Annotated in this window: 21 protein-coding genes; 2 read left to right on the top strand and 19 right to left on the bottom strand. The window is 40.4% G+C overall.

Translation table 11 applies throughout. The features are described 5' to 3' along the window. Position 1 precedes the first annotated feature (1 nt). From HUX74_RS15300 to HUX74_RS15255, 10 genes are all read right to left on the bottom strand, one after another. Entirely contained in the window at positions 2-1,177 is a 1,176-nt protein-coding gene (locus tag HUX74_RS15300; RefSeq protein ID WP_174646965.1) for a hypothetical protein, read from the bottom strand. A gap of 6 nt (positions 1,178-1,183) precedes the next feature. Further along, a complete protein-coding gene (locus HUX74_RS15295) occupies positions 1,184-1,579 on the bottom strand; it encodes a hypothetical protein (RefSeq protein ID WP_174646964.1) in 396 nt (131 codons plus the stop codon). A gap of 21 nt (positions 1,580-1,600) precedes the next feature. Further along, complete coding sequence (locus tag HUX74_RS15290; protein ID WP_254592875.1) at positions 1,601-2,083, bottom strand: hypothetical protein; 483 nt, start codon at positions 2,081-2,083, stop codon at positions 1,601-1,603. A 245-nt stretch (positions 2,084-2,328) separates the two neighbouring features. Continuing rightward, positions 2,329-3,144, bottom strand: coding sequence for a reverse transcriptase (locus HUX74_RS15285; protein WP_174646963.1), 816 nt, complete (start codon positions 3,142-3,144; stop codon positions 2,329-2,331). Between the two features lie 516 nt (positions 3,145-3,660). Beyond that, positions 3,661-4,980 carry a hypothetical protein gene (locus HUX74_RS15280; RefSeq protein WP_174646962.1) on the bottom strand — a complete coding sequence of 440 codons (1,320 nt, stop codon included), beginning with the start codon at positions 4,978-4,980 and terminating at the stop codon, positions 3,661-3,663. 20 nt (positions 4,981-5,000) lie between these two features. Next, entirely contained in the window at positions 5,001-6,023 is a 1,023-nt protein-coding gene (locus HUX74_RS15275; RefSeq protein WP_005794381.1) for a hypothetical protein, read from the bottom strand. Further along, positions 6,007-6,240, bottom strand: a complete 234-nt coding sequence (locus tag HUX74_RS15270; RefSeq protein ID WP_005794383.1) for a hypothetical protein — start codon at positions 6,238-6,240, stop codon at positions 6,007-6,009. The genes HUX74_RS15275 and HUX74_RS15270 overlap by 17 nt, the downstream gene beginning before the upstream one ends. A gap of 1 nt (position 6,241) precedes the next feature. Then, positions 6,242-7,447 carry a hypothetical protein gene (locus HUX74_RS15265; RefSeq protein ID WP_005794386.1) on the bottom strand — a complete coding sequence of 402 codons (1,206 nt, stop codon included), beginning with the start codon at positions 7,445-7,447 and terminating at the stop codon, positions 6,242-6,244. Then, on the bottom strand, positions 7,444-10,314 hold the full coding sequence (locus tag HUX74_RS15260; protein WP_009132273.1) for a hypothetical protein: 2,871 nt from the start codon (positions 10,312-10,314) through the stop codon (positions 7,444-7,446). The genes HUX74_RS15265 and HUX74_RS15260 overlap by 4 nt, the downstream gene beginning before the upstream one ends. A 4-nt stretch (positions 10,315-10,318) precedes the next feature. Beyond that, positions 10,319-10,831 carry a hypothetical protein gene (locus tag HUX74_RS15255; protein WP_007846598.1) on the bottom strand — a complete coding sequence of 171 codons (513 nt, stop codon included), beginning with the start codon at positions 10,829-10,831 and terminating at the stop codon, positions 10,319-10,321. 405 nt (positions 10,832-11,236) lie between these two features. Between HUX74_RS15255 and HUX74_RS15250 the strand changes: the two genes are divergently transcribed. Both HUX74_RS15250 and HUX74_RS15245 read left to right on the top strand, forming a co-directional pair. Next, positions 11,237-11,458 (top strand): hypothetical protein, encoded by a 222-nt coding sequence (locus HUX74_RS15250; RefSeq protein ID WP_008673420.1) that lies wholly within the window; start codon positions 11,237-11,239, stop codon positions 11,456-11,458. Continuing rightward, positions 11,458-11,925, top strand: a complete 468-nt coding sequence (locus tag HUX74_RS15245) for a hypothetical protein (RefSeq protein WP_057087833.1) — start codon at positions 11,458-11,460, stop codon at positions 11,923-11,925. Before HUX74_RS15250 ends, HUX74_RS15245 begins: the two co-directional genes overlap by 1 nt. Positions 11,926-12,250: 325 nt before the next feature. Here the strand turns inward: HUX74_RS15245 and HUX74_RS15240 are convergent, their stop codons facing one another. The 9 genes from HUX74_RS15240 to HUX74_RS15200 all read right to left on the bottom strand — a co-directional run bounded on the left by HUX74_RS15240 (position 12,251) and on the right by HUX74_RS15200 (position 22,359). After that, a complete protein-coding gene (locus HUX74_RS15240; RefSeq protein WP_057087835.1) occupies positions 12,251-13,081 on the bottom strand; it encodes a phage antirepressor KilAC domain-containing protein in 831 nt (276 codons plus the stop codon). Positions 13,082-13,090: 9 nt separating this feature from the next. Then, a complete protein-coding gene (locus tag HUX74_RS15235) occupies positions 13,091-13,405 on the bottom strand; it encodes a Rha family transcriptional regulator (RefSeq protein WP_005794398.1) in 315 nt (104 codons plus the stop codon). Between the two features lie 596 nt (positions 13,406-14,001). Then, positions 14,002-14,514 (bottom strand): hypothetical protein, encoded by a 513-nt coding sequence (locus tag HUX74_RS15230; protein ID WP_057087837.1) that lies wholly within the window; start codon positions 14,512-14,514, stop codon positions 14,002-14,004. Next, a complete protein-coding gene (locus HUX74_RS15225) occupies positions 14,511-19,988 on the bottom strand; it encodes a tape measure protein (protein ID WP_174646961.1) in 5,478 nt (1,825 codons plus the stop codon). The genes HUX74_RS15230 and HUX74_RS15225 overlap by 4 nt, the downstream gene beginning before the upstream one ends. A gap of 17 nt (positions 19,989-20,005) precedes the next feature. Next, entirely contained in the window at positions 20,006-20,176 is a 171-nt protein-coding gene (locus HUX74_RS15220; RefSeq protein ID WP_004326771.1) for a hypothetical protein, read from the bottom strand. Between the two features lie 113 nt (positions 20,177-20,289). Beyond that, entirely contained in the window at positions 20,290-20,748 is a 459-nt protein-coding gene (locus HUX74_RS15215; protein WP_004326772.1) for a hypothetical protein, read from the bottom strand. A 101-nt stretch (positions 20,749-20,849) separates the two neighbouring features. After that, positions 20,850-21,413, bottom strand: a complete 564-nt coding sequence (locus tag HUX74_RS15210) for a hypothetical protein (protein ID WP_004326773.1) — start codon at positions 21,411-21,413, stop codon at positions 20,850-20,852. Positions 21,414-21,436: 23 nt separating this feature from the next. Further along, positions 21,437-21,805 (bottom strand): hypothetical protein, encoded by a 369-nt coding sequence (locus HUX74_RS15205; protein WP_224205391.1) that lies wholly within the window; start codon positions 21,803-21,805, stop codon positions 21,437-21,439. Between the two features lie 23 nt (positions 21,806-21,828). After that, the gene (locus HUX74_RS15200) at positions 21,829-22,359 is read right to left on the bottom strand and encodes a hypothetical protein (protein WP_004326776.1); all 531 of its coding nucleotides are present in this window, start codon (positions 22,357-22,359) and stop codon (positions 21,829-21,831) included. Between the last annotated feature and the right edge of the window lie 2 nt (positions 22,360-22,361).

The raw sequence follows: 22,361 nt of genomic DNA, 5'->3' as shown, positions 1-22,361 counted from the left end.
ATCACTTCCAATCATTATCATTTGAAGCACCGAACATCAGTCCTCTTCCCAACCAGTCAGAGTTCGGTGACGGATACATAAAATCCACCAACTGCATACAATGGTGCATGGAACCGCCATTCAATGTTTGCTTTGTTCCATTCGCGTATATCTGAACATTATTATAATTGTCATTTGCATTAACCACGAATATCCTTTGGGTGACGGCAAGACTCAAAAGATAACGGTAGGTTACATTCGATGTTATTCTAAATATAACCGTATCAACTGGAAAACCCGAAGTTTCACCGTTATAATCGTATCTTGGCGAATAGCAAGGAACTGTATAATAAGTTTCGTTAGCAGAGGAAGTCCCGGAAGTCAAAGGTATATAAGTACCGGTTTTATCAGCACCTTTTGTGTACACATAGGCATAGGAGCCGTAAACTACCATAATGCTTCTTTCCCTTGCGCCAAACACGCCTCTACACCATAAGTCAGAAGTGTAGAAACGTAATGACCGGTTATCCTTAGTACCTTGATGATACATATTACCATCAAACCACATTCTTCCATCACTTCCAAAGCTGATTCCTCCAACCGCATCACCAGCAGCATTCACGCAATTCAACCTTGTAAAAGAGCCTGATACACCTTTCAATGTACCTTCAAAAGTGCTGTCACCTGAAATAACCGCACCAGCCGCATAGAGCTTCCCTGCTATACTCACCTTATATGGCGCATCAGTCGGTGTTGTAGCTCCAACCCATAACGGATAGTCACCACCAACAAGACCTGCTGCAACCGTTTTATTATCGCCCTTCATTATCAAAAGCTGATTACCCTGCATGAACCGTAGAATAGCATTTTGAGCCATGATAAGCGGAGTGTACACTGGCACCAAAGAATTAAACTTCTGCCAATAAGTTGTATTTGTCACCGGAATGGAATCACTGGACGTATGAGTTTTCAGACATTTATACGCATTAAACGTATTAGCACCGGTAGTCACAATTGCAATATCCAAGTACCGGGTACCGGAAGTCAAAGCCTCGTCATTGCGATACTCTATGCCTTTAGCCCATTCGGATTGCCGGAGAATACAGCCTTGCAGCCCGTTTTTCCCCGGTTCCCCATTAGTACCGTCAATTCCATTTTTGGCCTTTCTTCGTATTAATATATGCCCTTGCGCCTCCATACCGGATTACTTCAATTTTGCTAATACTTCTTTTGCGATCTCTTTAGCCTTGATACGATAACTCTGATAATCAGTATATTCTTTCAGATATTCGGCACGCTTATCTTCGTCAAGTACCGAAGTTGTATCACGTGCCATTTCCAAGTTAGCGAAAATGGCATCACGCTTATTCGCATCATAACGTTCCATGATAATGGCACTTACAATACTGTCATAATCATGTTCCCCTTCAACGTCCACATTTTCACAGACATACTGGTCTTCAACCACCATATCTTCCGAACCGGTCTTTTGAACGGTTTCTCTTCTTTCAAAGTCAAAGTAAATGCGTAACAACGCACCTTCAAGTACAAATTCAACACCAGTCGGTAGTTCTCCTACAAGAGTTCCATAACTTTTCATAAATTACCTCCATTTTTACAATTATTCTTCAAAATAGTAAGCACTCTTCCCGTCACCTAACGAACGCCGCTTGACAATCACATTCTCCACTGGAAAAATCTTCTGACCGTTATTCTCCGCTTCGCGAGCCTGATCCAACACATCTTTCAGATTGTAACAGTTCGTTATGAATTTGCTACGTTGTCCGTTCTGTTCAAAAAGAACACAACATCTTCCTTCACCTTGCTTTGTCTTCACATTCGTTTCAAAGTCCACCACTGTTATAGGGACATTGAGAATATCCATCAATCTTGTTTCTTTTACATCGAAGAACTTCTTTCCGTCCTTCGTTCTGCCACTCTGTTTGATACCTTTATCTGCAAAACTCATATCATTATTTGTTATTGTTCTCCATAAATTTTTACAATCTCCCCACTTGCACCAACCCCAGTATGAAGCTCGTATCTCGCGGTTACGTTTCCGGCTTTTTATTCGTTTCACCTTTCGGGCAAAGTTCTTTTTCATATTTTTACGCATCCGAACATTATCTTTCGTGAAGCAATAGCCCAAAAAGTTAATCCTTCTTCCTCTTACTACGTTTTCGCTTTCTATGCTTTTTGTTCCCATTCTTTGTTTCTGTCCCTATCGGAGCAATACAACTGTTTGCTTTAACTACCAACCCAATTTTTGCACTTTCCCGTTCATACGCACGAATAAGAAACAACGCTTCGGACTTAGAACGAGCCAGCATAACATTATCATCGCAATATCTATGCAGGCATTTGACATGATATTTCTCCTTCATTGTATGATCTATCCGACTTGCCGCAAAATTCCCGATAGGTTGGCTTGTAAATGCTCCAATCGGAACACCTCTTCTTCCGTTCAACTTCATTCTCCAATACGTCAACTAACTCTGTTCCGCTGTCATACGATAAAACAGCTATCTCGATCAATTTAATAAATCGTTCATCTTTGAATTTCCTTCTCAATGCAGCAACAATAAGCTCATGAAGAATACTTTGATAGAACTTTTTGAAATCAGTCTTTACGAACCATTTGTATTCCGGGTATCGGTGAAGAAAACGTTTCATTCTCCTTACTCCAAAATGTAATCCCTTTCCCTTGATACACGCACTTGTATCATAAATCAAATTTCTATAAACATCTTCTTCAATCACCCTCATAATTGCATGGTGCAATATACGCCACGGGAAATATTTCTGTTTAACAATATCTCGAACCTTTCCTGCATCACTTTTTACTCTCATCACGCTATAATCCGGTGCCGGAAAATCCAATGTCAGGATCATCAACTGTAAAGCCCGAAGGTCATCTTCCGGGTGTAGATTATGCCGCCTGATAAAGCGGTTTTTCTTAACCTTCCCATCTTGCGCCTCTTTGTCCGCTTCACGTAAATTATTTATCTCTGCTATACGTTCAAGAATATACCCGGCTCTTTTAGATTTCTTTCCACCGTTTGCTTTAATTCGTCTATTGTCAGCCTCTATCCTTTCCGCTATAATTATATCAATTTCATCATGCGACAGACTCTTCCAATCAATATCACTTCTTCCAATATTCACTGCTGCTTTGTTTTAAAATTTACACCATACTTCCAATTTTGTCTTGTTCAGACCATTCTAATTATTCCGATAACTGCAAGCCGTTTTTGCTTGCTTGAATAATTCGCCCGGAGCTTTCGAGAACCAACCTACTAACACCGCTTGTCGCCTTTCGCAAATAGGGCAACCTTTCCGCATTCTTGATTTTCTGACATCGTAACCAATTGATTACTACGTTGCAACGATATAAATCCTGCAAGGTCATGGCTCGGAGAACTCGCAGATTACTCTACGATAAATAAGTATGGCGAGAGCCGATATTCGCATTCGAGTTCGACCAATCGTTATTCGAGTTCGCATAAGCGAGGCCGCAATTCGCACCGTTATTCGCATTACCGCCCCAAAGAACCAGCTCTTGTTCCCCTCTACCAACCGTCCACGCCTTTCGGCTTTCGTCCCGTTGTCCGTTGCCGTAAAACGAGAAGGTGGACGGGTTTTAATTGATTGAAATTCAAAGAACTAATCTTTCAAAGTCTGTCATGCAGCCATCAAAGATGCACCGCTAACAAATGTTAAATCTCCAAAAAACGCAAGGCGAGAGCCGATACCCGCATCCGAGAGCGACCAAGCGTAATTCGAGGCCGCAAAAGCGAGGCCGCAATACGCACCGTGATGCGCATTCCCGCCCCAAAGAACCAGCTGCCCAGTAGTGTTTGCCCATGAATAATCAGCCCAATAGGAAGTGCTGCTTCCACCGATCTTTTTCGGGAAAATATCAAAATGTTCCCCAAGAATTATTTCCTGCACTTGGCCGGAAGTTGTCTGCCGGGTAGCTTGTCTGTATTCACCATTTGGATGCGCAGCTAATTCAGCAGTAGTCGGTAAACGGTTTCCTTTGTAAATGAAAATTTCCGTTCCACTTTGAGCACTATTGTTGGAACTACCGCAAAATACTCCTTGCAGAAATTCCCACTGCCACCCATAAGGATCTTCTATACCCATCATGTTCACCCGTGAACAATCCACTCCAGTATTACTTCCATTCACCACAGAAATAGCTATTTTACCCCAATTGTCACCGAGACTCTTTGTTGCGCCAGTTTGCAATGCTGCCGCAGCAGCCCACAAGTCTTTACTGGAGCTACCACCCACACCATAACCAAGTTTGGCTTGAATATTGGTATCTCCGTACTGGGACAGCCCCAACATCATAATAAGCTTTCTCTGATCGTAATCGGTCAGTCCCCATTCCTTACCGTTCACTTGTGCAGCATTCCAAAATGCGTTGATTGTCTTGCTGCCTGCCGGTGCAACTCCTGAACGTGAAACAAGTGCGCTACCTGACATGGAGCCTTTGTATGCACCGATACAGTTATACATTCCACCATTTGCCCCACCAATAAACTCACCGCCAATAGGTAGCATCGAGAGCCATAAGACTGGTACACCACTCACACTGTCAGTCTGTACACGATAATACAAACGTGGCCCTATCCACATCACATGCCCTTTGGTTTCATCCACCGCAGTACCATCAGCAAACACCGCACTATTGGTAGGGGACATTTTAGCAGCCCTTCCATCATTCGTTACGAGATAACGGCCACAATACAACTTGTATTCTGTCCATGCGGCTGTATTACCTATCACACCATAGTTCGTGCTACTTTGGGTTGATTGTTTGATTGGAATCCCCCAAGCCACCTGCCTCAACATTTGTTCGTCACCATTATTAATAGCATTCATGAAGTTTTCCACGGTAATGCGTCTGACACTACCACCAACTTCCACCAATACTGTATTGGAACGCAGAATGGAGGTCACCAATGTTTCATTTCCTAATCCTTTAGTTGCCATAATATTATTTTGTTTTTATGTTAATTAAAATGACATTCTGCCAAAACATCAACATCATATTGAGTCCCGTTTCTGTCAGTTTCCGTTGTTGTTACAGATATAGAATTTGTTGTAGAATGTTTCAAACTCTTCCAGTTTTCCTTATCCATCACATCCATAGTCCACGATGCGGAAGTAGGAGTATAAGTTGACCCCGTAGTCATATTTACAATCTTGGCACTTACTGTAACGGGTTGTCCGGTATCAACCTCTTTGTTGGAAGAAGTTATATAACATACAATTTGAAATTCATCTGCCGTATCAATGATACGTACCCCGGCACGTGCTATCGGTTGTGAAGCACTTGAAGACTGATAAACTTCTGCTATGAATAACTGGGTACCGTCCACATCACCACGGGTAACAGTTACACTTTTCTGTCCGTTCTTATCAGTCCAAGCCGCCGTGTCCTTATACCATTTTATATAGTAATCGGTAATGGCATTGGCACCGGCATACAGCTTGGTAGTCAGAGTACAACTTGTTACTTTGCTTGTTAACTGTTCGGTACTTGCAAGAATAGCAAGATAGTAAGAGCTGGCTCCCATATTCTGAATGGCAATAGGCAGTTCCCCGGTCAAATTATACTCAACACCTGCCGTAGAAGCGACACATGAATAAGTCAATGTATCTCCTGCAATATTCGTTTTGCTTGCCAAGTTTCCGACAATTTTAATGGCACCGGTACTGGTATTCAAAGAGAATTTGCCCGTACTGTCTTTTTTCCAACCTCCACTTTCCGCACCGTTAAAATTTAAAGCCACTCCATTGTAAGCCCAACTATGACCAGACAAACTGACCGCCAACCCACGTGCCGAAGTTACTTTGGGTGTCCGTACCGGCTGATTCGCAGCTATACTCCAATCAGGAGAGACAGCCCCACTTTCTTCATCTACGGCCTGAAACAATGGAATGCCATTATTTTCAAAAGTCAGCATCAGGCTGTCATTGGAACGAAGACGTTTAATCGTGATGCTATTTTGGGCACTATAATTTTCTGCCATATTCCCAACCTCCTTCTGATATAATTTGATTCATGCTTGTATTAGTATAAACGATACCGTCCAACAACAGTATTCTATCTTCCAGTTCTCCATCAAGAGAAGGCAGGCACATTACCTCCTTTTCATTCAAGATGATGGATTCTCCCTTTACCAAGTGCCCCAACAACAGAACCCCGGCATCCAAAGCCTTTTCCTTATTTGCTACAACATACCTCATATCAATTATTTATATATATGTTCCCGTTACTGTCCGTATATTCATTTGTCCCATCAGTCAATACAGAGAAAGCCTTTTTTTGCTCGGCCTTAATGTACACGTCCAACCAATCGTCAAGATAAGTTTCACCAATACCGGTTCCATCCAACATAATCACAGTTTTTTCCCCCTCCTGCCATTGTACCCCGGTCTTATTTGCACTGTCCGTAAACCATACCATGCGGATAATCGGTGCCGGTATCGGCACAATTTCTCCATTCCACTGTACCATAGCTATATTCCTATGCAGGATTTCATCAGGATTGATGGAAGCCTGACTTGCCGGTATGCACGTAAATTTTGGATAAACACGATTGACGGAGAATTGCTGTCTTGCAACCTCCTTTCCACCAACCTTCACCAACAGCAAGTAATCCCCCTTCTCGACCAAACGCAAGTCCATTATCAGGCTGGTTAAGGACAAAGCCACTATTTCATGGTTTGCGGTAGTCAGCATTGTTTGACTTGATATGCTGTTCACCTGATAAAGTTCAATTGTATATCCGGTAGTTATTTTATTCACTCCCTTTGTTACCATAAGTGGAATGGTGCGCTCGTATGAATTTTCATCCAAAGCTGCATTCCTATTGGCCGTAGATGCGGAAATCAAATTGTTGGCTACCTTGTAATCATACAACAAAAGCTTGTCAAGAAATGGATTGTACTGGATTATCTGACTATCCCCAATAGACAAACCGTAGGTATCTTCACTCTTATCTACCGTTGTCAACATGATAGAGTCAGTCTTAACGGGAATATTCACCCCAAGCCGGGTATCAGCTATCAGACCTTCAAAATACAACTCAAAACTTTCACCCGGAGCCACATTTCTGCTTATGGTAATGGCACCGCGTGTATCTCCAACCGTATCTATACTGTACTTCCCATTCCATGAACTGATTGCAGAAATATTCTCTCCATTAGCAAACCAGTTCATTTCTGCCAACAAAGAATTAACATAAGGCATATCCCAGCTACCGTCAGCGGCATTCGCTATGACTTCCGGTAAAATCACCAGTGGAGTAACCCCACGGTCAGGATCATATTCATTTGCCACCGGATTATAGACCTGATTGGCCGGACTGTTCGGTGTCATTATCTTCAAGCTTACTGCAATGGTAAGCGGTTGAAACTCTTTTCTGATTCTTTTCTTTTCACTCTCTATCATATCGTCACAATTGCTTCTACTGATGCAGTATCATTTGTTGCCGTTATGGTAAACAAGGTACTTACTACTGTTACTGAATTATTCCCTAAATCACTAATTTCCTTTGTGTTATGTATCGTTATTGAACCGTTGAAATCTTTATGCTTGATATTCCAAGCTTCATCATCGGCGGTATCTCCACTATCCCTTCGGATAGCCCATTGTCTAACTGTGTCTGTAATATCCTCCCAACCTTTAAAGACCTTGCAAGTAATTTCCATTGATTCACCATAAGCAAGAAAATTGTCACCTTGCGTATCAATCTCAATGCGTACCGGTGCATCTATCTGTAACTGTTCGATTGTGCCGGTCATATAAATGTTATTCAGATAAGCAGAATAACCGGTCATATCCAACCCGAAGATGTTGAGATTGCTCAAATCCCCATCCTGCATTGCAACCATACTCTTTGTAAACTCCCAGTCATTTACCCCTACCAAGAAACGGCGGTATGTCCTCGTCTCATAAGCGGAAGTCTGGCGTTCCTTGTTTGTAAAGTTGCCATAAGCGACAAAATGCAAAGCCTCACACGGATGGAAAGAATATTGCCAACGATCAGAAACACCACGAAGCACATAGCGAAACCTTTTGTTTGTTCCGGCATCCAATATTTCTGTAATACGAAAATAGATTGTACAGAAACCGGCAAACATACGGTTGCCACGGCTATCATCTATATCAGATACCGCATTATTCCCCGGCGTTTCATAGTCATGGAAATACCCCATGCAAATATCATCCACAGCCACAGCACCTATTTCACCGTCTTGTAATTTCAAACTTATTGTCCCGGAACGTAGCAAGTTACCATCAGCATCATAATCAGGCTCAACACTCTCTATAATTCCAGCACCGGGAGAACGCCATTTGTCACCAAGCACAATTTCAGCACGGTTAAAACGCAATTCCGGCACCTCTAAAAACCTGCGTAACGTGAGGCTTTCCATATACCCACGTCCCATGCTGTCTATTTTCGCCCCAAAGCCGGTCAAACCCTCTGCAAAACCGCTTGCACCAAAGATAGCACCGGCTAAGAAGCCGATAAGCCCAGCTGCCGTATCATTGTGGGTGCGCGAAAGAAAAAGCTGATTGCCCAGTGAACGGATGATAGACTGTATCTGTTGGGTATTCAAGCCACCGGTTCCCTGCCCACCACCTGCAATAGAGTCTATCTGATTTTGGATTTTTTCAAGCGATCCAACAGCCTTTTCCTCCCGAAGTGTCATAGTGTACTTCGGTATCATATCTTCTCCCTCTTTGATAATAAGGGTATCAATAATGATGCTGCCTTCAATACCAAGATCGCTATCAGTGAATAGCATCAAGTCCCCTTCTTTCAAAGTATCATGTATGCTTGCTTCCCCCCTTGCAACAGCCTCATCATGTTGGCGTGCCATGAAAATATCATCCACCTTCGGTTCATACGAATAGCGCACATAGTCATTCTTTGCAAGATATTTTTTCGCGGTAGCAAGCAACCGTTGTGAAGCGGCCTGAATATAAACGTCCGGCATATCAATATAAAGCAGGACAAACTTGTCACCGGACTTTATATTGTAATCCTTGTATGGGAAATATAATTTCAGACTTTCATCATATACACGGTTACAAGTCAGCACATATTTATTGCCCTTCTTCTCACATTTGGTTATTTCAAAATCCCGGCCACCACACATGCCGTTTTTCATGCTAATGGTGGCTGTTTCAGAAGTCAGGTAATCGTTTATATTGAAACCAACATCTTTTAGCGTTATTGTAAAAGGTGGGACATCTTCACCTTCCTTCAGGCTATCCATTGTACCATCATCTGTCAGTTGTTCGGCATCAGCCACTTCGTCAAGATTGCCATTATCCCCGGCATCCAATGATACATAAATACCTGCATCTTTCAACTGTTCGGCGGTCATACCTTCCATTGAAGGACATATTTCCTCCAAACCACCGGTACCGTCAAAATAAACACTCCCTTCCCGAATGCCAAGCACAGCAATATTCTTACTGTCAATATATGGATCAAGCGTTGTCTTAGGAAAATCAGGTAACATCAGATTTTCCACGGCCATGTTATTCGGCAAATAATTGGTAAGAGAACTGTTTGAGAGCTTATTATAATACCGGTTAGGCATATTTCTTGTACTACCGTATGCACGCAATCGCGTAATAATCTGTTGATCCGCATCGGCTGTACGTTGAATTTCGTACAAACCGTTTCCACGTCCATACTTGAAAATATTGCCCACAGCAATACCGGCAGTACCGATTGTTATTGTTCGGCCACGAATAACAAAGTTCGCACCAAATTTTGAATTGAACAACTCCAATGCACCCCATACCTTTATATTGTTCACATCAATGTTTACATTGGTAGTGCTCACATATTCAGGGTGTACGGCAACCGTCCATTTTTGTGCTCCGGTATATATACGGTCAAGATTTACTTGAACACGGTCTGCCAAATCTTGTATAGACGAAGCGAAGAAACTGAACTTAGGCAAAGAAGTGAAGTGTATCTGATTATCACTTTTCACATAATCAAGAAAATCACATCGCGTCAATTCATCTCCCGGCCAGTTGAACTTTACGTTATCATAGACAAACGCTTCTCCCGAAGTTTTTCTTGCCGCCTTTTTTAATGCCGTAGGATCATAGTTTATCTCAAACTTCTCACCACGGTACATAACATAGTCACCTATCTCAAAAAGAATGGGTACGGCACTTTTCAGAGTGCTTGTCACAAAACATGCACCCATCCATGTACCATTATACTCCAAACCTTTCAGTGTACAACGTACCGTATTGCCAGTTTTATCATAAACCTTCCATGCCATACAGCTATACTTTTTCAACCAATGCAACTATCTTTGTCGGTTCCGCAACACTATACGAGGGGATTATTTGAGTTCGAGGATCAGTTACTCTGAATTTTACCGGGAAGGTCAAGACTTCATCCATATTGGACTTATTAAATTCAAAATCTCCAACCTCCAGTAAGTAAAGTCCTTGCCGCCCGATACCCGTGTGCGAGTTATATATTTTCAAGGTGGCACCGTCACCATTTTCTCCCGTGAGATAGTTTTGAAAGGCCATAATTTTATCGTATGCAGTACCCAAATCTCCCTTATAGCACATCTCGGCTTCCAAGTCGTATGCCTTTAATAGCAGCTTATCGGGTATGTAAGTATCTTCACCGTCTTCATCCGGCCAATCCCGTTTGGGTAAATCTTTCGTTTCCCCACCCGGCTTGAACGGAAATTCTGTGCACACAATTCCAAAATGCGCCAAGCTGTCTTTGACTGGAGCATTCTCGGTAGTTTTCTGCATCAAAATAGAATACGGTTCGTTCATATACATATATTAAAAAAGAGCTTGCCGCAGAGATATTTAGTCTCCACAACAAGCTCTATGGCCTTATACTTTAATCTTATTTCAACGCAAATATAATTGTATTTTCTATATAATCATAGAAAATAATGCCATAAAAGCATTTTTTAGTAGATTATTATACTCAACCCCTAACTTGCTTCCACGTGTATGTTGAAAAACATAAAAAATATCATTTGTCATAATTTTATTTATTAATACTTTTGCATTTAATTATAAAAGAGGTTATTATATGTTAGGAGTTTTAGTTTGGATAGTAGTGATTCTTCTGATCTGCTTTAGTGTTTTCGGAGGGCCATGTCTATTACCACTATACGTACTTTTTGTGGTGGTGGTAGGTTTTTATTTTGGTGTAAAATATTTAGATATATGATAGAAAAGGAACAAAAAGCTAAAAGAGTGTATCATCGAACAAAACCTGCGAGTAAAAGTAAGGTTCGGGCTATCAGATTTGATTTAGACTTGGTAGAGTTTATAAATCTACAACCAAACGTAAGTCTATTTATAAATGACCTTATTCGGAGAGAAAAAGAAAAAATAGAAAGAATGAAAGCTATTGAAGTTCGTGAAATTTTAAAAGAAATGGAATAATGAAAAACATTTTACTTTTACTGTTCATATCATATTTTATTATTAGTTGCAGTAGTAATACAAAAACGCCATTTGAAGAAGAAGCATATAAAATGCTTAAAACTGAAATTAGTGATACGTTTTCCAGCGTAGGAAACGATGTTGATATATTAAATACCAGTACAGAGTATTATACAGATTCATTATGTGTAATAAAACTATCTGTCAAAGGGAAAAATGAACTTGGAGGAAAAACTTCAAATGTGTTTGAATATATATATTTAAAAGAAGATGATAGTTCGACTATGGGATTTCTTAGAGAAATACAAAAAAATGATTCTTCATTGATGAAAGTAGCTGATATTGAAAGTGAAGACTCCAAATGGAATAATAAATCATTTGATGAAAAGTTATACCATCTATGTAGAGTTTATGCTGCTACCAAGGCTTACGCTAAACAGCTTAAAAAAAAATACAAACTAAATTAGGTGAACATAGTTAGTAATAAAATCATGAATGAGTAGGGCTGGCTCCAAAGTCAGCCCAATTTATTTGTTATGTATTGAAAAGAATCGCAAATTACCTCTTGATTGTATAAGAACGGAATTACGTTCTTTTAGTTTTTCCTCTGTAATTAAGTTTTTTACGAATTGTTTAGTAGAATCGTTTCTGTATAGCGCACCATCTGTTTCTGCTGCCCACTATGTTTATTCCATTAACTTTACCGAAAAATGACGATTTAAAATTTGCTTATTACAGTATATTGTCAAAAACTCGATTCTTCTGAATTTTCAGAGAAATAAATAGTGAACGCTATGCTACTGGTATTAATTCACCCTTAATCAGCTTTATGGCTTTCTTTACGTCCCAACCGCTTTCGCATAATGCGATGATAAAACGTACACCTTTCGTAGTCCATACAGTATAAACATTTGTTCCTATCGAGCCATCCGAACGTGTGTACGTCTGTGTACGTGTAGAGTGTAGTCCCCAAGTAGAATAAGGAGTATGCAATAACCATTGTCCGCTTTGTCGGTAGATGACTCCGATTTCTTTCAGCTTCTTATGCAGCTTTTCGGCATCCATTCCTATCTGCTTGGCGACTTGTGTGCTCGTCTGGGTGTTTACACTCTGCAAGTGGTTATCATAATAGCTGACCTTCGGAGCGGCTTGAAGCAACTGCTCTTCTTGCAATGCGTTCTGTTGTTCAAGACGTTGCTTCTCTTCTCGCTCGTTCTTTAATTGTGTTGCAAGACTGATAACAAGGTCGGGATTGTTTATCATTTGCTCCAAAGTTGGCTGCATGGCGGTCATGCCATATTGAAGTAACTCTTTGATACGCTTATTACACCATATAGCAAATGATGGAGATAACCAACGGGCAAATTCCAATGCTACATCTTCGTGAAGCCATGTGCCTTGTTCGCTATTACCACCTTTAACTACTTGAATTAGTGCCGATATGGGAATATGCATATCGGCTGAAAGTGCTTCTGTGAACTCGGTAGTAGCTTTCAATCTAAGCCAATCCCCTACTAATTTACCAAACGGCTTTGCCATTTCTGTTGCATTTACCATTACATTATCATCTTTATAAAAAGTGATAGGGCTTCCATTATATTGAAAAATTTGATTTGTTTTCATATTATAAATTTAGATTTTACTTAACAAAGATTTCTCCCTTTTACGGGAAAGCTCACGCTTGTTTTCTTCAAGTTCTTCCCAACGATTAATAATTTTGGCTCGTAAGTTTGCATCATAACCACTTGCGAGAAGAAGGCAATCCTTTTTGGTGAGAATGTAACAAGACACTTCTTTGCTTCCACCGTTTGGCATAGGTTGAGGTCTTGATGATAATTCAAAACTGAATTGTCGTCTATCTTCCAGTTGTTCAAGGATATTGCGAATATCTCGCATTACATTTGAATGAGTTTTGCCCGTAATTTCTGCAATCTGCAAGGAGGTCATTGTTCTTTTTTTACCTTTTCCCTCATCAATAGGTATTAACTGATTAAAATTTTCCATATCTTTGCACTATAAAGTTAATGTTTTCCCCATCAGCGGCTCGGACATCTCCGCTTTTGGGGAATTATTTTGTCCGATCTTGTAGTAGGTAGGGAATCGAACCCCAATACGCCATTACTCGTACCTACTGAACCCTCCTTAATATAATAGTCACGCTTGACATAATAGTAAAGAGAAAGGGCAAATCCCGATGAAGCCTAATGTGGTTGTCTGCCTCAAAGAGAATGCCCTATAATATTTTACTCCAGTTCATGACAACCACGTAATGAACCTAATAGCATTGTTTCCGACACAAATATAGAAACGATATTTTCACCATACAACAACCTAAAAATCAATAAAATAAATTCGGTAGACATCAGTAACAAACGGTAAGAATCGGTAACTAAAAATAGTTATATTTACTCTAAAATTTAGACACAATATAAATAATGCACGTATCTACCGTATTGTGACGAGATGTTGGTTGCAATTTATGATACCGTTCAAATAATTTGGAAATATAAAATACTGTAAATAAATATATTGCAGAAAACGTGTTAGTCCCCATTCTTTTTATATCTTACCATAACATTGCCTTCGGATTCTATTTTACAGTTTCCACCATGAACATATACATAAACTTTAGCCACATCGCTTTGCCTTACATGTAGTTTAGCCCGATCATATACACTTACAAAAACTTTGGCACAATCCTCCACTTCAAGAGTCAATTCACTATCATGCCGCAAATGGAGAGTAACAACTGTAAATTTACCGAAAGAAAGTTTACCTGAACATTTACCGTTCAGTACATATACACCATTGTCGCCTCCGATCACTGGTTCATCAACAAAAATATGGTTTTGATGAAGCAGACTCCGGTCAAAATTGCCTTTTATATATTCCACCGTCGGATAATCGTGTTCAATACAAAAATCAATGCCCCGTATATACATTCCGATCAATTCTTGCTGGCTTTTATTGTTTTGCCAGTCACCTTGCCATTGTGTGCAGAGGCCATACGATACGGCATGACCTCTCAATTCACTATTCAATCTGTTCATAATCATATATTAAACTTGTTTACACCGTTTATATTCCTATGTAGTATATCCCTGATTTCTTCCACAAATTCCACATTCTTTGCTGTATTTATCTGTATCATTGTCAGTTGTTGTAATTGTGCTTGTGCTATTACATTATAGGCCGGGAACAATTCTTCAACCAATCTGCGCACATACTCCCGTTTAACACTCACGTCAGCCCGGATTGCATTTATATAAGAAGCCAAAAGGTTAGCGGTATTTTCAGTAACATTCTGTATGCCTTTAGATAAACCACTTCCACTGTCTTCTTCCTCTTCCTTCATACTGATACCATATTTCTTTTCCATATAGTTATTCAGTTTGTCAAGCATGGAATAGTAATCATCGGTTTTCTCACTTACCCCCATTAGATAGTCCGCAATACTTTCCAACTCCTTTTCGTCAAGAGAGAAATCCTTGCCGAAATAACCACTCATTCCATCCTCACCAAAAAGCATCTTTTGAAGCTGTTGCATGGCCGGTTCCAAAATACTTATTTTGAGAATGGAGTTCATAACATCACCCATAATGTCGGCAACCTTATTTTTGAAAGCTTCGGCACCATCCTCGCCTTTCTGCCATGCCTCATACAAGGCATCTCCCAACTGCGAAGCCCAGTCTTTCAAATTAATGCCATAAAGAGATTCAGCCGTTTCTTCGGCAAAATCCTTTATTTGCTGTTTCATCTCCGCAATCTGATTCTCATAATCAGCCACTTTGCTATCATCCGTCTTCTTCTTGTCAATTTCGGCTTGCCGCTGTTTCTCCAATTCTGAAAGTTGTTCTTGCATCAAGGCACGTTGATACCCGTATGCACCGCCTTCATCGTATGCCGAAACACGTTTTTGAAGTTTTTCCGCTTCCTGCTTATATTTCTGCAAAGACATCAAATCGAAGATGTTGATCTTCCCCTTATTGCGTATTGCCTCAATCTGATTATTTAATTGATTCAACCGGGTACGGTCATTTTCTGCATCTACAAGTTTTAGTTCCGTGCCACTGCCCAAGAAACGTTCAAGAATACCGTCAATCTGTTCGTATATATACTGCAACTGTTGAGCACGAAGTTTACTTTTTTCAATAGCCTTATCAAGCTTTTTGTCATGTGCTTGTGCTATCTTCCCAATCCAGTTTACAGCTTCACCGGCAGCGGCAGCAATACCACCAACTATTCCACCTTTGGCGAATCCCTGCCCGATATTGCTTATAGAAGACATGGCATCCTGCACATTACCCATCGTGTCGGCCATACCCTCATTGCCCAAAGCATCGAACATGGAAGACATCTGTCCTGCAAAATTGCCGACAAGATCAGCACTTTCAGCGGCACTTTCTCCTATGGCTGCAATTTTTTCTATGGTACCCTTTTCATCTTTATCTCCACTGGAGAATAAAGAACGAATATTTTTTATGAGAGTGGCAAACGGATTCTTCTGTAATCCGGCCTTATATAAGTCTTGTATGGCTTTCTTTAACTTCTCAATTTGAGAATATTCTCCTGAAACATCAATCCGTTTACCATTCTCATCCAAATACCAAGAAGTAAAAGCTGTTGGCTTTCCATTCTTGTTTTTAGTTACAGAAGCATTATCAATAATCTGTTGCGCATAATCGGATGCTTGCTGTATCTGTCCGTATGATTTATAGGTCTGATCTCCAAATATCTGTTCCCATACCGGAAGAAGTTCAAGCAGTTGTCCCCTTAGTTTTGCCAGTTCCTCCTTATATTCGGTAAAAAGAGCTTTCTGTCCGGGAGTCATGCCTTCAACATTCCCAACAAGTTCATTATTTTCACCAATGAAGGTGCCGGTTAAGGGAGCATATTTCTCGCTTAAGTCCCGTATCTTTTCAGCGATAGATTTGTATTTGTTGAGGGCAGTAACTTCTTTCAGCTTTACTTCCAAACTATCTTTTTCAATAGCTTCTTTAGCTTCCTTCCATGCACTGAAAAACTGTTTATACAAAACACTGTCTTTACCTCCAAGTGATTCTGTGGCCTCTTGTTCGGTGAAAGTCAAAGGTATATATACCCCTTTATCCTTCATTTTCTTAGTTACCTTTTCAGCTAATTCCTCGGATTTCTTCTCATATTCAGACAATACTCCGAAAGCGTATAAAGAAGCATCCTTCTTACTTGCACCGGCATTGACAAGCTGCTTGTATATATCCCATTTCTTTGAAACATCAGACACGTACCTTTCAAGTTCCTTTGCGGCCTTATCCGAAGCTTCTTTCATAGCATTGGCATCAATATCCAAAAGAACTTTCCGTATAGAAACTTTCAATTCCCTACGTTCTTTAGTCTTATCGTCAAGCTGGTTAAGAATCTTATTCAATTCATCTCGATAATTTCCAATATCCACCGGTTCTTTACCTTTAAATAAGGAATCAAAAATACCCGATTCTTTAACCTTGCTGGCAGCTTCTCCCTTTCCAACAATGTCAGTCCACTTCTTATATTCAGAATATGCCTCCTTTAGTAAGTTTACCCGTTCTTTCAATCTTTCGGCAAAGGCATCCTTTTTGCTCTTATCCTTATTTGGATCAGTGAGGGAAAAACCGATTTCTTTAGCTCCTTTCTCACCGGCTTGCATTGTATCGAAAGCCTTTTTATAATCTGATACAATTTGCTTCTGCCAGTCGGGAAGTTTTGACAAGTCAATAGCTCCAATACCTGACAAATCTATTCCGGCTTTAATCAATACCGGCTTCAATTGATTTGTTGTCTCTTTAGCTTCCTTATACGCTTTTTGTACTCCTTCAATAATTTTCTCTGAATCCGTAGAAACCTTTATTTGGGCTTCAAATTGCCCATCTGTGGCTTCATTGAACTTTTTCTGCAAGTCTGACAAGCTCTGAATAGTTTCCGTATATTCAGCATTAATCTTGATATTGAATTGCTTTTCAAGAATCTCACCATTAAGAAATTTTCGTATATCTACCGGCATTTCTTTAAATTGATCCAAGAAAGAACTTATATCCAAACCGATAGCTATTCTTTGAGCGTCACTCAAATTGTTTAAATTCCAACCGGCAGCTTGTAATCGTGACTTATATTCAGATATGAAACTCTGCATATCCGGTGATACTTCTTCCTCAAAAACACGTTTAGAGTTTTTCCATGCCTTCCGTAGCTGAAAAATATCATCCCTATATCCTCCCGTGAAGGGTAACTCATTATTCAAACTGGCTAATGCCTTGGGATATTCTTTGATTATATCCAACTGCTCTTTCAATGATTTGCCCGAAGCGACTTTAGCAAAATCATCATACTTGGCTATAACTTTCTGCATGGCAGTATAATACTCTATATAGCTACCAGCCATACGGTCTATAATCTTGTCTATATGCTTCTCTGCCTTGATGTAGTCTTCAATATTTTCACTAAAGCTTTCGTCAAAATAACCATCAGTAGCATCATTCGCATATTCAGATGTACCTCTTATGGCATTCAACAATTTATAAGCCTCTTTTGTATCATTCAAAGCATTCCGAAGCAATATATATTGTTCTGCAAGGCTTTTAACCGTATTTCCTTCATCATCAGTCTTAAACGTTTCATTAAAAGTGTCTGCCCAAACTGGAGAATAATCCTTTAATGCTGTTTTCATTTCTTCAATAGAAGAAATCAGTGAGGCATCATTCGCCTTAAAAGGATCAACATCAGCAAATTTTTGAGCTTCTTTCGTTAAATTCTTGAAACCGTCTTGTGTTCTTGTTGTCAGCTCGGAAATACGCTCGTTCATTTCGTCAGCCTTTTGCCCGGACTTATACCATAATTCAGTAATGGCAAAAAGTCCAGCGAACAAATACATGTATGGATTGAACAAACCCTTAAAAGCAGTCCAAACTTGTTTGGCTCCATAACTAAGCATTGTCATTGCCACACGAGCTTTTCCAGCTGACATAGCCACTTGAAGTTCAGCTTTTGATATATTAAGTAATTGGGTAATATGTCCTGCCTGACCTGATTTAATTTTCCCAAGTGTTATCAACCTCAACGCTTGTTCTTTGTTCAATGCGCCACTAACAGCCAATGCCCTCCATTCTGCGGTAGTCATAGCATTTCTTGAAGCAATCAATCCTTTTTCAGCGGCAGTTAAAGTGCGGTAATTGGAAGCCATCACTAAATCCGCTGCTGTTTTCTGTTTAGCTGCGAGTGTTCCTTTTATTAATGTAGCATTTGCCACTCCCATGGCACGTGATCCTGCATAAACCGCAACCCGATATGTTCCAAACGCAGCTGTGGCCGCTGTTATAAAAGGTACAACTTCTTTCCAATTTTGAGCAAGGGTGGTAAGGCTTTCGGCAGTCCATTTCAATGTACTACCCATTGACTCCGCAATATCACCAAGCATAATGTCAATCGCATCAGCCAAGTTCTTCCATTTGGATTTGACTGATTCTGAAAGAACTTCCTGCATGTTATGAAACATGCCACCATCATCCGTAAGTTCCCAAAGAACATCTTTTACGTCCTCAAACGTAACCTTCTTTTTCGAGATCATATCAAGCACTTCACCGGCACTGACAATGCGGCCTTCCAACTTACTGAATCGCTCGGCCAGTTTATCCACCATAGGAATGTTCGCTTCCGTCAATTGCCGCAATTCTGTTCCTTTCAAGAATTTAGCAGCCTTTATCTGACCGAAGGCCAATATGATACGCCCCATATCAACACCTACACCGGCTGATATATCAGCCAGCCTTTTCATGGTATCATACAATTCATTGTATGGTATAGAATATGCAGAAAGTTGCTTGGCATACTGATTCAAATCCATAACCCCGAACGGAGAAGCAACAGCCAGTTTCTTAATCTGATTGAATATGGTTGTAGCTTTGCCTTCATCTTGCAGGATAGAGGCCATTGCAATTTTCTGATTCTCCAACTCACCACCAATATCAACCACTGCACGTAAGAAATTTTGTGCCGCATAAATGGAGTATAGCCCCAAAAATTCATTTCTTAATTGTCCGACAATACTCAACTGGCTGTTCATTGCTCCATTCATATTGAGAGTGGCTGTCATGTGCCGCCTTGCTGCATTGGCTGATCTCTCACGGGCATTAGCCAAATCCAGTTCCGCTTTGGCGGCACGGGCGGCTCTTTGTCGCGCAAGCTCACGTGCAGCTGCGGCAGAAGCCTCCGCTTTGGTTTGAATGGCTGCGGCTTTGGCGGCGCGTAAATCACTTGCTGTAAAGTTTGTATTCAACCCGGCGGCTTGCAAGGCGGCACGGACAGCTTGTGTGGTACTGGCCTTATCCACTACCACATTGATCTTAAACTTCTCACTTTGAAGCAAAGTCTTCATATCGCCAACCAACTTCTTCTTGTCAAAACCCACATCAAGTTTTGCCTGCAAGTCTTTGGTGATTTCCGCTTTCAATTTTTTACGTTGTTCCGCTGTCTTATCACGGAACAGTATATCAAAATATAAATTACCGAGATCAGCCATATATTATTGTGTTTGTGTTACTTATAATCATTAATGTTAATTGCTGTTTCTCCATTGCCATACTTATCTTTCCAGCGTTTGGCAGCATCCTCTATTTCGCTTACGGAAGGGGATTTGAAGTTCTTCGTATCGTGCTTCTTTTCCTTGTTGTCCTTGTCACAATCTGTAACCACAATAGACACATCCATTGCCAATAGTTCAATTTGTGCATTTGTAAGTACCCAATAAATACCAAACAAGGGCTTGCTTATTGGAATCCCAAATACTCTCAAAGGCTCTGTCAGCCACGGATAGGACTTGCCTATTTCCCACGTTTGTCCGTAGCTGGTTCGTGAAGGATATGCTCTGCTTCCTCTTTTGTCATTGTCATCATCGTGTCCTTCATCGCGGTCAGATATATGGTAGCAGTCAAGTAGTCTTCCACTGGAATTTTTTTTTTGCCGACGGCTATAACCTTCATCAGCTCATGATCTCCATATTGTTTGATATAAAAGAACCATCGCCACAAGAAAGGATAGAAGAACTTGATCTTCCAATATCCGTTCAAAATGATAGCGGCTGCACATTGGCAACTGATCTTATCATCATTTCCCGATTTCTGCATGGTACTGGTGAATTTGCGTATAGTCCCTCTTTTCAGCCATGAAATACCATATTTCTTTCCTCGGACTTCCACATAGTCCACACTGTCTTCCAACACATCATTCAATAGCCTTTCATCCTCCGGTGTAGGAAGTGTTATGTCATTCTTCTTTGTCATATTTTATCGTGTTTTATACGAAAAAAGGTGGTGGCCGGTATCAAGTAGCTCACCACCTTTTCGCTGATATGAATTTTGCAAAGTGTTATATCCTAAGTTTTTTATTCGGACACTTTTTTACGTAAAATGTAAATAGAGGCACCCTTAGCATCATTCAACGGAGAAACAGATACATTAAAGTACCCCGGCTTATCCTGCTCGCTGACGAAGTTGCTATACCCCTCAACATTCGGTAAGAACAAGGCTGTTTGACGGTCTTCACTACGCATGAAGAGTCCTCCGATTACTTTCTTCGGTTCGATATTGTAACCTTCACCTTCATAAGTCTCACCATCAATGGTAGCAGTCATAGTCACCGTTTCCGCTTTCTTGTTCAGTAACAAGTCATTGATCTTTCCTGCCACGGAAGGTACTTGAAACTGAATATCGGAATCTCCAGCATTAGCAATAGAAGTCCAAGTTGCTCCGGTTGTCAACTTGATCTTGGAAACATCGGCAGCTCCGGTATCAAATGTAACTCCGTCAGAGAGTACCGGCAGCTCCATATCAAAAGCCGCTAAAGTTGCGAGGTCACTATTGACTTTGGACACATAATAAACCTCCTTCATCTGATTAAAGAGCACCTTTAACTCTTCCAGTTTGGTAGTAATAGAAATCTCTGCCATAATCGTATCTTTTTAAGTTTGTGTCATTTGTTTATTATTAGCTTCGCTTGTATTATTAAGGAATGAAAACCGAGTCCGTCATTTCCTCCGGGAAGCAATCGTGGACTTACAGCTGAAAACAATTCCGTCACTATTGGAAATTTTGAAACCACTTCCATTTGCATTTCATCCAAACGGACTGTATTCTCAATACCGTTTGAGCGATCATGCGCAAAAACGTTTATCTGACAGTAAGTGTCTTGGTAGGTACTTCCTTTATCTTGGATAGTTTGTGGCAACCGGATAACAACAAAGTCCTTCATCGCCTTTTGTTCAGCAGCCGGACGATCTGTTATGAAAACCTTTTCACCAATGCCGGTTACTGCATCAGCGATTTGTTTTAATATATCCATACGTCTATAAACTGTCCGTCCCATCATTTCATTGGTTTAAAGTTCTTGAATAATGTATTTTGTGCCCTTTGAAATGTTCCGGTCAGAACATCTGCATTCAACACATTCTCCAAATAGGTTGAATATTCAGTACCCGTGCACATTACTATCTCAAATCCTTTACGTGATTCCGACTTATATCTTTTCAAGAAATCAAAGGAGAATGCTTCGCCATAACCTTTATCAGTTTCTATTGTTCCAGTAAAACGTCTGTTCTGATTATCATAACTGACACCTACAAATGTTTCACCTTTAGTCAGCTTTACTCTCACCGGTTGTTTCATTGAATCTCCACTACAAACGAAATAGGAAAATCTACCGTCCATGAATAATCCGCACGCATAACTGGTTATTGTATTACCCGTAAGATTCCGAAAGCCTGACTTGTTATCAAGTGCATCTTGGATAAGTTCTTCACAGCATTTAGTCAAGACATCAAAGATATATCCTGAAACAAGCTCCTTTGCCTTCCTTATTCCTTCATCAAACAATACTTCATTGCTCCGGTTATCCATGC

It is taken from the genome of Bacteroides sp. Marseille-P8574, from assembly GCF_902825465.1.
Taxonomy (GTDB): Bacteria; Bacteroidota; Bacteroidia; order Bacteroidales; family Bacteroidaceae; genus Bacteroides; species Bacteroides uniformis.
This window is presented reverse-complemented; position numbering and strand designations above follow the sequence as displayed.